Origin of the sequence: Cylindrospermum stagnale PCC 7417, assembly GCF_000317535.1 — a bacterium.
GTDB lineage: Bacteria > Cyanobacteriota > Cyanobacteriia > Cyanobacteriales > Nostocaceae > Cylindrospermum > Cylindrospermum stagnale.
In genome coordinates, this window is sequence record NC_019757.1 from 4,821,552 (window position 1) to 4,835,503 (window position 13,952).

8 protein-coding genes are annotated in these 13,952 nt (G+C 43.0%); 6 read left to right on the top strand and 2 right to left on the bottom strand.

The annotated features are described in order from the left end of the window. Positions 1-424 precede the first annotated feature (424 nt). Positions 425-1,264 carry a cell division protein FtsQ/DivIB gene (locus tag CYLST_RS20230; protein WP_015209598.1) on the bottom strand — a complete coding sequence of 280 codons (840 nt, stop codon included), beginning with the start codon at positions 1,262-1,264 and terminating at the stop codon, positions 425-427. A gap of 382 nt (positions 1,265-1,646) precedes the next feature. On the opposite strand from CYLST_RS20230, the gene CYLST_RS20235 reads away from it, so the two are divergent. Together CYLST_RS20235 and CYLST_RS20240 are read left to right on the top strand one after the other, a co-directional pair. Beyond that, complete coding sequence (locus CYLST_RS20235; RefSeq protein WP_015209599.1) at positions 1,647-2,978, top strand: P-loop NTPase fold protein; 1,332 nt, start codon at positions 1,647-1,649, stop codon at positions 2,976-2,978. Positions 2,979-3,368: 390 nt separating this feature from the next. Next, the gene (locus CYLST_RS20240; RefSeq protein ID WP_015209600.1) at positions 3,369-8,378 is read left to right on the top strand and encodes a WD40 domain-containing protein; all 5,010 of its coding nucleotides are present in this window, start codon (positions 3,369-3,371) and stop codon (positions 8,376-8,378) included. A 23-nt stretch (positions 8,379-8,401) separates the two neighbouring features. Here CYLST_RS20240 and CYLST_RS20245 read toward each other — a convergent pair whose 3' ends face one another. Further along, the gene (locus tag CYLST_RS20245; RefSeq protein WP_015209601.1) at positions 8,402-8,713 is read right to left on the bottom strand and encodes a hypothetical protein; all 312 of its coding nucleotides are present in this window, start codon (positions 8,711-8,713) and stop codon (positions 8,402-8,404) included. A gap of 883 nt (positions 8,714-9,596) precedes the next feature. Between CYLST_RS20245 and psbO the strand changes: the two genes are divergently transcribed. The 4 genes from psbO (at position 9,597) to CYLST_RS20265 (ending at position 13,408) form a co-directional block, all read left to right on the top strand. After that, positions 9,597-10,430 (top strand): photosystem II manganese-stabilizing polypeptide, encoded by an 834-nt coding sequence (gene psbO / locus CYLST_RS20250; protein WP_015209602.1) that lies wholly within the window; start codon positions 9,597-9,599, stop codon positions 10,428-10,430. 737 nt (positions 10,431-11,167) lie between these two features. Continuing rightward, positions 11,168-11,944, top strand: a complete 777-nt coding sequence (locus tag CYLST_RS20255; RefSeq protein WP_015209603.1) for an RNA polymerase sigma factor SigF — start codon at positions 11,168-11,170, stop codon at positions 11,942-11,944. Between the two features lie 164 nt (positions 11,945-12,108). Further along, positions 12,109-13,026 (top strand): hypothetical protein, encoded by a 918-nt coding sequence (locus CYLST_RS20260; protein WP_015209604.1) that lies wholly within the window; start codon positions 12,109-12,111, stop codon positions 13,024-13,026. Between the two features lie 139 nt (positions 13,027-13,165). Continuing rightward, a complete protein-coding gene (locus CYLST_RS20265) occupies positions 13,166-13,408 on the top strand; it encodes a hypothetical protein (protein WP_015209605.1) in 243 nt (80 codons plus the stop codon). Positions 13,409-13,952: the final 544 nt, after the last annotated feature.

Genomic DNA, 13,952 nt, shown 5'->3' on the forward strand with positions numbered 1-13,952 from the left:
ATTTTGCGAAATCGTCTGGATCTGTGTCCCCAACTAACCAAAGCCAGAGTGCCTTTAGCTGTGTACTTGGGTGACTAGTGTCTTTTCCTTGTGAGTCAGATATTAATGAAAAACTCACGAATTTTTCTCTTTTACGCGCTGGGTTCAGTCACGGATTGATTAGGCAAAAGGCATTTTGCACACCAGTCACCATCATCAGATTGTCTAACATCTTGTACTCCATCACTAGATGTTAGGGTAACAATTAAGGATCTTTAACTGCAAAAGCAACTTTCATCATTGATCCTCCTAATTTTAATTAAAATTTAATGCCAATTTTCATTTGGGTTGCTGTGGCACTGAAAATAATCAATATATTTATTTATCAGCATAAAACGCCTTAATTTACGAGGAGCGGTTGATACATTAAACACGCTAGATATATCTAGCGTGTTTGGGAGTTAACCTGCTGTTTGTTTTGGTTCATTTGTACTAATGGAAATTCGGGATTTTTCAGATCAATGTACTCTATTTGACTGGGATTGAGTTTTGTGGGTAGATGGCGCATTTGGGCAAGTACCTTGATTTGTTCAGGCAACTGGGTAATGAAGGCACCGAGATGCACCTTTCCTAGTTCTGTTTTCAAAATTAAATTTGTGGGATCTTGGCAATTAATTTCCATGACTTTCACGGAACTTTGGCTGACAGCTTGATAAATCTGAGTCCAGTAGGGGCGGTATTTTTCTGGTGAGCCAATAACTTTGAGACTGGGCAATTTTGCTGTCGGATTAAGTGACTTGTATTTTTCTAAAGGCATCAAAACCCCACTGGCATCTAGTAAGCGTTGCTCTTTTTGAGTTTGGGCGATGGCCTCCGGCACTGCACGCAGCGCGATCGCCACTGGTACTCGTTCCTTGATTTCGATCATTAACCCAGGAGGAAACAGACGACGGCTGACAGTGGCTTGGGCAATAGTCGGTTGTTGCTGCAAAGATTTGGCGATCGCATTCGGTTCAATCCGCCACAAAGACTGAGGGTAAGATAGCACCAGCAGTGATTGAATCACCTTATCTGACAGTAATTGATTGCCTGACTTGATTACTATTTGTGCAGGAGCATTTAGCACCCACATAGGTTGAATTGCCGCCCACAGCAATCCACCAGCCAGACCTGTAACGGCAAAAGTTCGCCAAATAGCCTGAATAATTTTCATCTGCCGCTGCCGACGTAATTTCTTACGACGCTGGGCTAAATCCGTGCGGGAAACTGATACTATGCCAGCCATTCAAACCCCTTTCTAGTTTCAGTCCAAATTCTTGGTGGGATCTTAATCAACACCCACCGTTATACATTTACCTTAGACTAAGGCAAGTTGCACAGTTCTGTGTAGTTGTACGCGATAGAAACCGGTAAAAGCTAGAAATTGTTAAAAGCGCAACAGCATATCCAAAAAGGACGGATACAATTAACCTATCAGGGACGACGAATAAATCTCTACCATGCTACAGAAAAAATACTGTCAGCGATGGCGCAAAGCGCCCGCGCCTCGATCACTGTTTTTTTTGCATGACACAACCGAAAAAGCAAGTTAATTATCTGCTTGCATACTGGGTAGAGAGATTTTGAATAACAACATACGAATCAAACCGCATCTACATCGCATCTACATGAGAACTCCACTGAATTTGTCACGGTTTTATAAAGCTTGTAACCCTAGCTACACACTAAATATGGGTGACAAGCTAGAACGGCAGTACTATATAGATTTTGCTGATGTACGTGGTTGCAAGATTGTTGAAGAATTGCAACGGACTATCAGCCGTATTTCTCCCGATGAGCCGACCTGCCAATTATTTACAGGTCATATTGGCTGCGGTAAATCCACAGAGTTGCAGCGCCTCAAAGCAGAACTGGAAGTAGCAGGATTTCATGTAGTCTATTTTGAATCCAGTCAAGACCTGGATATGGCTGATATTGATGTCAGCGATATTTTGCTGAGTGTAGCCCGTCAAGTCAGTTTCAGTTTAGAAGCAATTGGCATCAAGCTAAAACCGGGTTATTTCACCAATTTGTTTAAAGAAATAGGCGATTTTTTGCAAAGCCCCATTGAGCTTTCTGGAGAAGCTGAGTTGTCCTTAGGTATTGCCAAAATTACTGCCAAAACCAAAGATAGCGCCCAGACGCGTAATCAACTCAGACAATATCTAGAACCCCGTACCAATAGTATTTTGCAAGCGATTAACGAAGAGTTATTAGAAAAAGCTGTTCAACAGCTCAAACAACGGGGCCAAAAAGGACTGGTGGTGATCGTAGATAACTTGGATCGAGTGGATATGCGTCCTGTAGCATCCGGACGTACGCAACCAGAGTACCTCTTTATCGACCGAGGCGAACAGTTACGCCGACTCAAATGTCACGTAGTTTACACAATTCCCTTAGCGTTAATTTTTTCCAATGAGTACGAGACATTGAAAAATCGATTGGGTGGAGGTATTGCACCTAAGATACTGCCAATGGTATTAGTGCGGCAAAGAGACGGCAGTGATCACGAACCAGGAATGTCACTATTGCGCCAGCTAGTCTTAGCAAGAGCTTTTCCAGAAGTTTCCTGGAATGCCAGACCATTATTAATCACAGAGTTATTCGAGCATCCAGAAACCCTAGATCGAATATGCCGCGTCAGTGGTGGTCACATTCGTAACTTATTGGGTTTGCTTTATAGCTGTCTGCAACGGCAAGATCCACCTTTTTCCAAGAACTGTTTAGAAGCCGTGATTAAAGACTACCGAGATGACTTGCTATTAGCTATTGATGAATACCAGTGGGATTTACTGTTTGAAGTAGTGCAGAAGCAGAGTGTTAAAGGCGAGTCTGACTACCAGAGCTTACTGCGAAGTATGTATCTATTTGAATACCGTGATCCTCAAGGGCGCTGGTTTGGTATCAGTCCAGCATTGGCAGAAACACAAAAAGTTCTCGCCTGGCAAAACAACAAGTAGCAATATCAGAGTCTAAGAAATTCAAAATCACTGAAGTTCTGATGTCACCGACAAGCTGTCCTCTGTCGGACAGTGGGTTGCACAGAAAAATTTGCTCTCCATCGGGTACTTTCTCCCCCATGGCGTTTCTGTCTCTGACTTGTAGTGTTTTAGACTGCGATTTGTCGGTAAAGGAGGCGCTGTAGTCAAACACGCAAGATACAAGCAGAACTTCAGAGATTTTCCTCTATTGTCACAACTACTTTGTAAACCCATAGAGGGTGCCTTCCCTTACTCTAAAAGAGAACTAGTAAGGTAGAGTAGCAACTGGTGTGCGACTCAGGACGAGTGCGCCTTTGTGATTGTGGGTGTGGTATTTTTTCTTTTTCCTTTCTAGCTTGATTTTTAGTTATGACAAAGCGGCAATTTACAGCAGCGATCACCAACGAAAATCAGCTTGCTCTGCAAAGGCTGATTCGAGCGATCGCGCTTTCCAAAGGTCAGTTTGCCCTGATTTTAGTCAGGTGTAACTATGGTCACCTACGCGGGCAATTATTGGAAAATCTCCGCTCCATCACCAAAGACATCAATTTACGGGAAATCCATCTCCAGCCATCAACTACTGCCTTACATAGCACAATAGTCTCAGAACTTTTTCTAGATAATCCTGCTGTACTCACAGACTCTTTACCATCAGCTGTAATGGTTTTTGGTCTGGAGTCAATTACCAACATCGACGACTTACTTACTGGCATCAACCAAGCACGAGATATCTATGCCGCGACCTTACGCTTTCCATTAGTGTTGTGGCTACAAGATGAAGTGGCATCATCGCTTTCCAGATTAGCACCCGATTTTAAAAGCTGGGCAGCAACTACCATCAAATTTGAAATGACCAAAGCAGATTTAATCGCTTTGATCTGCCAAGAGACAGAATATCTATTTACCAAAGTTTTAGAGGTGGGCGCAAACAGATTTTTATCTAATGCATCCCTAGATTTAGATCCCAACTCCCAACATCGCCACGAAATTGAGTCGGCTCGCAATGATTTGCGGCGCTTGTATGGTGTCAAATTAGAACCAATATTAGAAGCAAATTTAGAATTTGTATTGGGGCGTGATGAATATGCTAACGATAAAATCTATGATGCCATAGCCCATTATCAAAAAAGCCGAGTGCTTTGGCAACTGTCTCTGAGTACAGAGGAGAATCGAGAACTAAATTCCCCTAATCTTCAAAAGCAAGCGGTAGTACTATTCCATCTAGGGCTTTGTTATCGTCGAATGGCAGATTTATACCAAGGTGCTAACAGTAGCTACTGGCAAGATGCTCTATTGTGGTTTAAGCAATGTTTGGATGTATTGTTCGAGGCACAAAGACAAGACTTAGTCGCCAAATTTATTTTGCCAGTTTGTGAAATACTGCAACGCTTACAAGCTTGGAAAGACTTAGAAGAACTAGCCCAAAAATCATTACGGCTGCATGAAACTTATGGTGATACCGCGCAAATTGCTCAAGATTATGGCTTTTTGGCAGCTGTGGCAGCGGCTAAGTCGAATTGGGTGCTAGCTCATGAATTAGCGAATACAGCACTTTCGATCTCAGAAGTGGCAACAGAAGTTTCTCTGCAAGATACTTTGCGAACGCGGCATCAGGAAAGTTGGTATCTTTTGCTGCTAGCACAAGCCCAGCGGCATCTGGGTGAGTGGGAGGAAGCGATCAATAACCTGGAATGGGCGAAGATAGTCTGTGAGCTACAGTATGAGCCGTTACTTTACTTATCCATTCTTGAAGAATTGCGATCTCTCTACTTTTTTGAGCGTCATGACTATGCAGAAGCCTTTAGCCTCAAGCAAGAAAAAATTCAAATAGAACATCAATATGGCTTCCGTGCTTTCATCGGCGCCAGTCAATTGCAACCGCAACGCTACAGACTTAATCCAGTCTTAGATCCGCAAAAAATCCCGTTTGTTCCTGAGGAAGTTGCCCAAGAAATATCTACTTCCGGGCGGCAGCAAGATGTCAATCGATTAATTGAAAGAATTACCCGTGCCGACTATAAACTCACAGTAATTCATGGTCCGTCAGGTGTGGGCAAAAGTTCAATTCTCAAAGCAGGTTTAGTACCGGCATTGAAGGGAAAAGTCATTGGTGAACGCATTCCTTTGCCGATTGTTTTATCTGTTTATACTGATTGGGTTCTATCCTTGGGACAGGTTATTAAGCAGACCCTAGCAAATACAGAAATATCAGTTCCCCTAGAAATTAACACAACTATAATTCTTGAAACAATTCGGTTAATATCTGCACAGAATTATACAATTATTCTCATATTTGACCAATTTGAAGAATTTTTCTTCAATAGTACTGTTCCCACCCAAAGAATCCAATTTTATGAGTTTTTCATTGAATGTTTAAATATTCCCTATGTAAAAACCATTTTGTCATTAAGGGAAGATTATTTGCATTATTTGTTAGAACTTGAGCGTTTGAGCAAAAATAATAGTGATAGTCCACATCATTTAGGAGTAATTAACAAAAACATCTTAGATAAGGATATTCGCTACTACTTAGGAAATTTCAATTACCAGGATGCAATCAGCATCATTCATGGTTTGACACAGCGTTCCCATTATGAAATTAATGATGAATTAATTAACCAATTAGTGCAGGATTTAGCAGGAAAAATAAACGAAGTTCATCCGATTGAATTACAAATAGTTGGTGCTCAACTGCAAGCAGAAAATATTACTACACTCCAACAGTACAAGCTTTGTGGCGGGTCAGAAAAACTAGTAGAACGCTGGTTAGAGGAAGTTATCCAAGATTGCGGGCAGGAAAACGAAGAGCTAAGTTGGAGATTATTATTTGAGTTAACTGATGAAAAAGGCACACGACCATTAAAAACTAAAGCTGATTTAGCGATCGCCCTAGGCAATAATCTTGATTTTGACGAAATCCTGGACTTTGACTCAGTTTGGGAATTGATTTTAGAGATTTTGGTCGGTTCCGGGTTGGTGTTGCGAGTTAGAGAAGAGTTAGGCGATCGCTACCAACTGGTTCACGATTACTTAGTAGAACCGATTCGCCAAAAAAATAACTATGGCATAGTTGCCGAGTTAGAAAAAGTAAAAATTGAAAAAACTAGAGCTGAAGTTGCTCAAAGGCTGAGTCAAGAGCAGCTAAATTTGGCTTTACAGCAGCGATTGCGAGAAGCACGGATAGTAGGTTTAGCCCTGGCAATGATGGCGGGGACGATAGGTGCTCTATGGTGGCAAGCCGATTTACAGAAAAGGGCAGCCCTGCGCCAGACTCTGCGAGCTGAACGCAGCGAAACCAACTTGAAAATTAGTGGAATTGCTGCCGCTAGTGAAGCTCTGTTTACCTCTAATAAAGAGTTTGATGCCCTGTTAGAAAGCTTGCGGGCTTTTATAAGACTTAAACAGGCAGATGTAGTCCAACCAGACACCCGAATTCGGGTAGTGACAGCCTTGCAACAGGCAGTTTATCGGGTAACAGAGTTAAATCGTTTGGAAGGTCACAAGGATATTGTTTGGGGTGTCACTTTCAGCCCTGATGGTCATACCTTAGCCTCAGGTAGTACAGATCAGACCGTGAAACTGTGGCGTCCTGACGGCACCTTACTCCAAACTCTCAAAGGTCATAAAAATGCTGTTACCAGTGTGAGTTTCAGCCCTGATAGTCAAACCCTTGCCTCTGCCAGTCTTGACAAAACCGTGCAAATCTGGTGGAAAAACCCGATAACGGGGGAATTTGACACCCAGCCATACAAAACCCTAGTAGGACACGGAGATTGGATTTATAGCGTTAATTTCAGTCCTGATGGGGAGTTGCTGGCTACTGGCAGTAAGGATACCACCATCAAAATTTGGCGCCAAGATGGTACCTTAGTCAGAACACTCAGGGGACATCTTGGGTGGGTTAACTGGGTCACATTCAGTCCGGATGGTCAATTCATCGCTTCAGCTAGTGACGACAAGACAGTGAAAATCTGGCGTCTGGATGGTAGCTTAGTGACAACTTTGCAGGGGCATCAGCAGGGTTTGACTGTAGTCGCTTTTAGCCCAGATGGTAAATTTCTGGCGTCAGCTGGGCGGGATAAAACGGTGAAACTTTGGCGATGGGAGCGTGGTAGTAGTAAAGATAGCTCAAACTTTATTCTTGACAAAACTTTACTACAGCACACCAGTACAGTTTGGAGTCTAAGCTTCAGTGCTGATGGTCAAAAGTTAGCTTCTGGAGGTGATGACAATGCCATTAATCTTTGGAGTATCAACGGCACGTTACTTAAAGTTTTTAAAGGACACAGCGATGCTGTTGCTGGCGTAGCGTTCAGTCCAGATAACAAATTGCTGGCCTCGGCAAGTTACGACAAAAGCGTGAAGCTGTGGAGTCTAGATGCCCCAACACTGCCGATCCTCCGAGGGCATCTAGATCGAGTTTTGAGCGTTGCTTGGAGTCCCGATGGTCAGATGTTGGCGAGTGGTAGTCGCGATCGCACGGTAAAACTGTGGCAACGATACATTAATGGTGGCGAGGTAGAAACTCGACTCTACAAGACCCTAATAGGGCATACAGATAAAGTTCCTAGCGTCAGTTTTGACCCTAAAGGTGAAATGCTCGTGTCAGGAAGTTATGACAAAACACTCAAACTTTGGACGCGCGACGGTAGATTACTCAACACCCTCCAAGGGCATGGCGATAGTGTGATGAGTGTCAGTTTCAGCCCTGATGGTCAGTTATTGGCATCAGCCAGTAAAGATAAGACAGTAAAACTTTGGAACCGTGAGGGTAAGTTACTCAAAACCTTGGTGGGTCATCAGGGTTGGGTTAATGGCGTCAGTTTCAGCCCTGATGGTCAGGTTTTAGCTTCCGCTAGCGATGACCAAACAGTCAAACTTTGGCGACGGGATGGAACATTGGTAAGAACCTTTTCACCCCATGACAGCTGGGTATTAGGTGTGAGCTTCAGTCCCACTGACCAAGTACTGGCTTCTGCTAGCTGGGATAACACCGTCAAGTTATGGCAGCAGGATGGTACCTTGTTAAAAACCTTGTTAAAGGGGTACAGCGATAGCGTCAATTCTGTGACTTTCAGTCCCAATGGTGAATTGCTAGCCGCTGCCAGTTGGGACAGTACAGTGAAAATTTGGAGCCGTGAGGGTAAATTGATTAAAACCCTCAACGGGCATCGTGCCCCAGTATTAAGCGTTAGCTTTAGTCCCGATGGTCAAACACTAGCATCAGCTAGTGATGACAATACGATAATTGTGTGGAATTTACATCTTGATAACCTGCTCTTGCGTGGTTGTAACTGGGTGAGTGATTATCTTAGGCACAACAGCAATGTTGACCCGCAAGATCGTCTTGTTTGTGATGGCATCACGAACAAGCGCTAGTTTCAACATTTAGCCTTCTGCCTTCAGTCCTCCTCCGTAGCGTCTTGTAGCAACTTCACCAAAAAGCTTTGTAGCCTCATGCGCTCAATATAAGGCCAACCCCCCTCAGACTCAATGTCTTTCAATAGAGAATAGAGTTTCTGGCGGTTATCAGGCAAACTCTCTTGAAAAAGCCCATCACGAATTTCTCGGTGTAACTGCTCCAACTGACGCAGCAAAGCCAAAAGAGCCATAACATCTCCCTGACAAGCCTTAGTCGCATCATCTGTCGCAGTGGCGATCGCTTGTAATTTACAGGACAACTTCCCTGATTCAAAATTTTTGTCCTTGCTCATGCAATTCTCTCCGTGTAAATGAGACCAACTCAAATTTACCGGAGATTTTTAATTTTCAATTGTTTGAGAGTGTTGATTCATTTCCCGCTTGGGTCGAAACTGATCGACAGTTGCTTAAGTTTAGTGGTCGGCGAATTCGTACTCATCTGTATCGAACAGCCAATGGTAAACTGATTCATGCAGATGTTAATGGTAGTTAGAATATTTTACCTAAAGTAATCCTGACAGCTTTTAGCCTAGGGATGGGGGGCGTTGTAGTTCGCCCCGTCGGGTTTATTCCCGGCTAACAACGAGCAGAAAATAAATGCCTATGCTTTTTGGAACTATAGACAAAGAGCAAATAAAATGACGGTTGTGGAAGTTTTTTCTCTGCTTCCCCCAGTTACCACTCTTTTAGTCTTCCTTCGTTGACTCTTCCTTTCTCTGGCAGACTGTAACCAGAATCTGGATAAAAAACAATGACGATCGCTTTTTGTGCGATCGCTTCATCGCCATCGCTTACATAACAGCGCGGCGAAGTTTAGCACAGTCTCCACGGGAGCTTGCCGGGGAGCAGGACATTCTTGTTTAAAGCTAGAGCGCTTTGATTTTGAGTTAAAAAAAATCGTATGATCTGGCTGAATTCCCCATAAAACAATGGGTTGTATGTGGTGGCGTCACATACATAATACAGAAGGACTTGGGCAACGCCCAAGGTCTAACAAATGGCGCAAACAGCGAAACTGCTGGTTTTTTGCTCCTTTAGGGACACACATCCATTTTGGACGCAGTGTGCTGCTTAGTTTGGGGTTTAAACCCTAAGCTCAAGAACGCGACGCGTTTAAGTACGTTTAGTAGAGCAGTTTTACAACTTAGATATTAATTTTTGACATTGAGGTTGACCATGAGGTATCGCGCTTTAATTGTTGCATTCTTGGCTTTGTGTCTGGGGCTAATAACTGCTTGTAGTGATAGTCCATCTTCTAGCACTAAGGAAGTACTCACCTACGAGCAAATTCGAGGCACTGGCTTGGCTAACAAATGCCCCCAACTGGCAGAAACAAGCCGTGGTTCAATTCCCATTGACTCCAGCCAGTCCTACGCCATCAAAGAACTTTGCTTGGAGCCAACCAATTTCTTTGTTAAAGAAGAACCCGCTAACAAACGGCAACAAGCAGAATTTGTTGCTGGCAAATTGTTGACCAGGTACACTTCCACCATTGACCAGGTACAAGGCAACCTGAAAATCAACCCAGATAATAGCCTGACCTTTGTAGAAACAGATGGTCTTGACTTCCAAGCCATTACTGTGCAGCTCCCTGGTGGTGAGCGAGTACCTTTTCTCTTCACCATCAAAAACTTGGTTGCTCAAACACAACCCAGTTTGACCAGTATTAACACCTCCACAGATTTTGAAGGCACTTTCAAAGTTCCTTCCTATCGTGGTGCTGCCTTCCTAGATCCCAAAGGTCGTGGTGTTGTCTCTGGCTATGATAACGCCGTGGCTCTCCCCGCCCAGGCTGATGATGAAGAACTCACCCGCACTAACGTTAAGCGTGCGGAAATACTCAGTGGCAAGATTTCTCTGCAAGTAGCTAAAGTAGATAATTCTAGTGGTGAAATTGCTGGTACTTTCGAGAGCGAACAGCCATCTGATACAGATTTAGGTGCTGGTGAACCTAAAGAGGTGAAGATTCGCGGACTGTTTTATGCTCGCGTTGAACCGACTCGGATCTAAATTCTCTTGATTAATAAAACTGACTGGGAAGGAAGAACTACAGTTCTGTAAGCATCAGGCTTCATTAAAAGAGTTAACCCCTTTGTCCCTTATTTTCAGGGAGCAAAGGGGTTTTTTACAGCAATCTTCGCGCCTGAAAGCCCCTGAGTGAGTTTTAACTAGTAGCATTCTTCCCGCTAAGTTGAGTACCACTTTAGCTAGCTGCGGGTAGTTCACATCTATCAACTAAATAGCTATAGATATTCCTTCCAACAAGAGGCAATCAGCCCTCTTTAATGTTTCTGCGTAAATATACAGATTTTATATGAAAAATATTTAAAGATTAGATAAACTAAAAAAATACCTATGTATTATTACTAAATAAAATTTTTTTACTTGTTTAACAAAATAATAAATACAATCGCTTGATCCTCATAAGTTAAACTAATCATATTTTTGCCTAAATTTAAGTAAAATCTCGGTTTGAGATTGGGCAATATGTTGTATATTTTGTTTCTATAGAGTTTTTCAAAAGCTACATATCACGCCAAAGTTAAATAATAAGCGAAATACTAATTTCGCTTGTTCAGATTTTGCTGGATCGCCAATACACCTATGGGACTTTTTCTAGGAAAAGTAATTGTAGCCTGCCATAGGATTTGCTGAGGCCTATAGCGCGATAGTTTACTAGCTATCGTGTCTCAGCTTGGTTTTTAAGCGATTACCACACTGTTTATTTGTTTAATAAACACGTTATTATGCCTACCACCGTCACCAATGAACTGAAGCATGAAATTTGGCAGTTGTTACGAGAATATCAGCAGTCTCCCTCAGAGACTGTTCGTAATAAGCTGGTGAAACTCAATTTTGGACTGGTGAGAAAAGAAGCTCACTACTGGATAAATCAATGTCATGAAAACTATGAGGATTTGCTCCAGGTAGGCTGTTTGGGTTTAATCAGGGCTATTGAAAGATTTGAACTTTCCAAGGGACATGCCTTCAGTTCCTACGCCCTTCCCTATATTCGGGGTGAAATTCAACACTACCTCCGAGATAAAGGTGTCACCGTGCGAATTCCTCGGCGGTGGTTAGCGCTACAACAGCAGGCTATAGGAGTTTCCCGTTCATGGCGAGAAAAATATAATCGCTCACCTACCGACTCAGAATTAGCAGCAGCACTAGAAATTTCTGCAAACGAATGGCAAGAAATTAAATTAGCATGGGTCAATCGTGCTCCCTTAAGCCTAGATGTGCCAGTGCAGGATGGGGAAGAAGGGGCTACCTGCTTGGGAGAACTGGTTCCAGATCCTCACTACCGCAGCTTTCAACTAGCTCAAGAAGACCAAATTCGCCTGCAACAAGCACTGGTTCAGCTAGAAAAACGCACCCGCGATGTTTTAGAGTGTGTATTTTTGCATGATTTGACACAGAAACAAGTAGCAGAACACTTGGGGATTAGTGTAGTGACTGTTTCCCGTAGAGTTAAGAAAGGGCTGGACTTGTTGAAACAGCTCATGGGTGTAGCAGACGATTAACGGCAAACCAGAACAAGCAGCAATTGTGCTGGGTTAGCAGTGTTAAAAATGACCCTTAAAATGTAAAATGTAGGTTATAAAGGAAACAGACTTAGCCTTTGATCCAAATTTTAGGCATGTCAATTTCCACAAGTAAACTTTCCTATAGCTTTTGAGAATGGCTAATGGGTAGAAACACAAAAATTACAGTTGCAGCTATCTTAAGTTTGGTAATTGCTGGATGCGCGTCTGAAGAGACACCAGTGGCTGTTAATTCTACGCCGAACCCTAGCGTGGCATCTCCTAACACGGCAGATCCTAATGTTGTAGCAAATTTGCAACCAACAACTCCAACCTTTAAGAATCCAGTAGTGCCCGCCCAGCAAGTACCACAGCTTGCCGCGCCAACTCTGAATAAGAGTTTGATTCAACCAACTAATGCCAGAGAACGGATAGTGATGGTGTCGAAAGGTCGAACTGACCCATTTTCACAAATTGGCGGGCAGCCTATTTCCCAGTTTTCCACCAATCCAATGGTAAAAACGGTTCCTAATGTGCCTCGCCTACCTATACCAGTAGTTCAAAATCTGCCAAAAAGCATTGCATCACAACCAAAAACAACACGCATTGTAGTTAGACGAAAACCAACAAGCATTGCTGGAAGATCCCAACAGAAAACTAAAATTGCTCTAGTACCACTAACGCAAAGGCCCAAACCTCCCTCGGCCTCATTCCTACCTAAGGTTTTGCCTCAAGTTGTCCCCAACCCTACTTTAGTATCTGTATTACCACCAACAGAAAAACCTGAGTTAGCTAGAGCAATTCTGGTAACTGGTATAGTTCAAATTGGTAGAGAACCCCAGGCAATTATCAAAGTACCAGATGAGCCAACGAGTCGCTATGTACAAGCAGGACAGCGATTAGTCAATGGCGTGCTGGTTAAACGTATTGAAATGAATCAAGGCTCTAATCCTGTGGTGATTCTGGAACAATACGGCATTGAAGTGGCCAGGATGGTAGGGGAAGCACCTGTAATCGCCAAACCCTCAACTACAGCTTCTGCTGGGGGTGCATTGGCAAGGGAGCAAGAAGGAATTAATTGAGAGTTTGGGCAGTTGTTTGAGCATCAAATGCAATCGTCTCTTACTTCTACCAAGACATTTCTCTAAATAAAGCCGTTGAGGATCTTGCTTCGGTGTCTATGCTGCCTTAAAATCTTGTTAGTGCTGGAGCTTCATAAAAATGGAGACCAAGGAAAAAATTGAATTTGCTGGTTTGCCCTTGGCCGTCTATCGGGAGATAGCAGCCCACTTGCGTCAAGTTGAAGGGGTAGAAGTGGATTTAATTCCCCAGTCGTCCCCACAGTTTGATTACAACCAAAGTCAAATCGGTGGCTTATGGATGTCGTGGACGCTAAACGCTAGTTCAAAAAGTCGGCAGCGTGTCAAACAAATTTTGGCTTATTATCAAGCAAAGCTGCTTTAGTGTTTGGTGGCTGAAGTTAATATCAGGTTGCTGAACTAAACCTAAATTGGAGTAATTTTGGCTTAGTTCCCCTACATGCTATTTCTTAAGCAGAAATAATTAAGCATGTAGCATGAAGAAAGTTAATTTTGAAAACGTTGATATATAATCAAAATATTTTCTAATCAAAGCGACCTTTTTGACAATATGGGTCGATTTTTTTACGCTCAATTTTTCCATTGGTTTCTGGCAGCATAGTTGCCAGCTAGGATTAATCAACAGGATCGTTTTTGCTAACAACAATTAATCACTAAAATTCACATATGCTTCTAGGGTTCAGAACTGAACTCAAATTAAATCATCAACAGTGCACTGTCCTAGCTAAATACGCTCTGAACCCAGACATGCTTAAAACTGAGGACTTAGTCTTAATTTAAGTCAAGAAGCGGCTAGATTAGTCGTGTTAGCCTGTGGAATGGTGAAGTGGCGCGTCCTTGGGGGTTTCCACGCCTCATGCTTTAAGCCGGGAAACCCTAGTCGAGCAGTAGCTCCCCATGAGTGACTG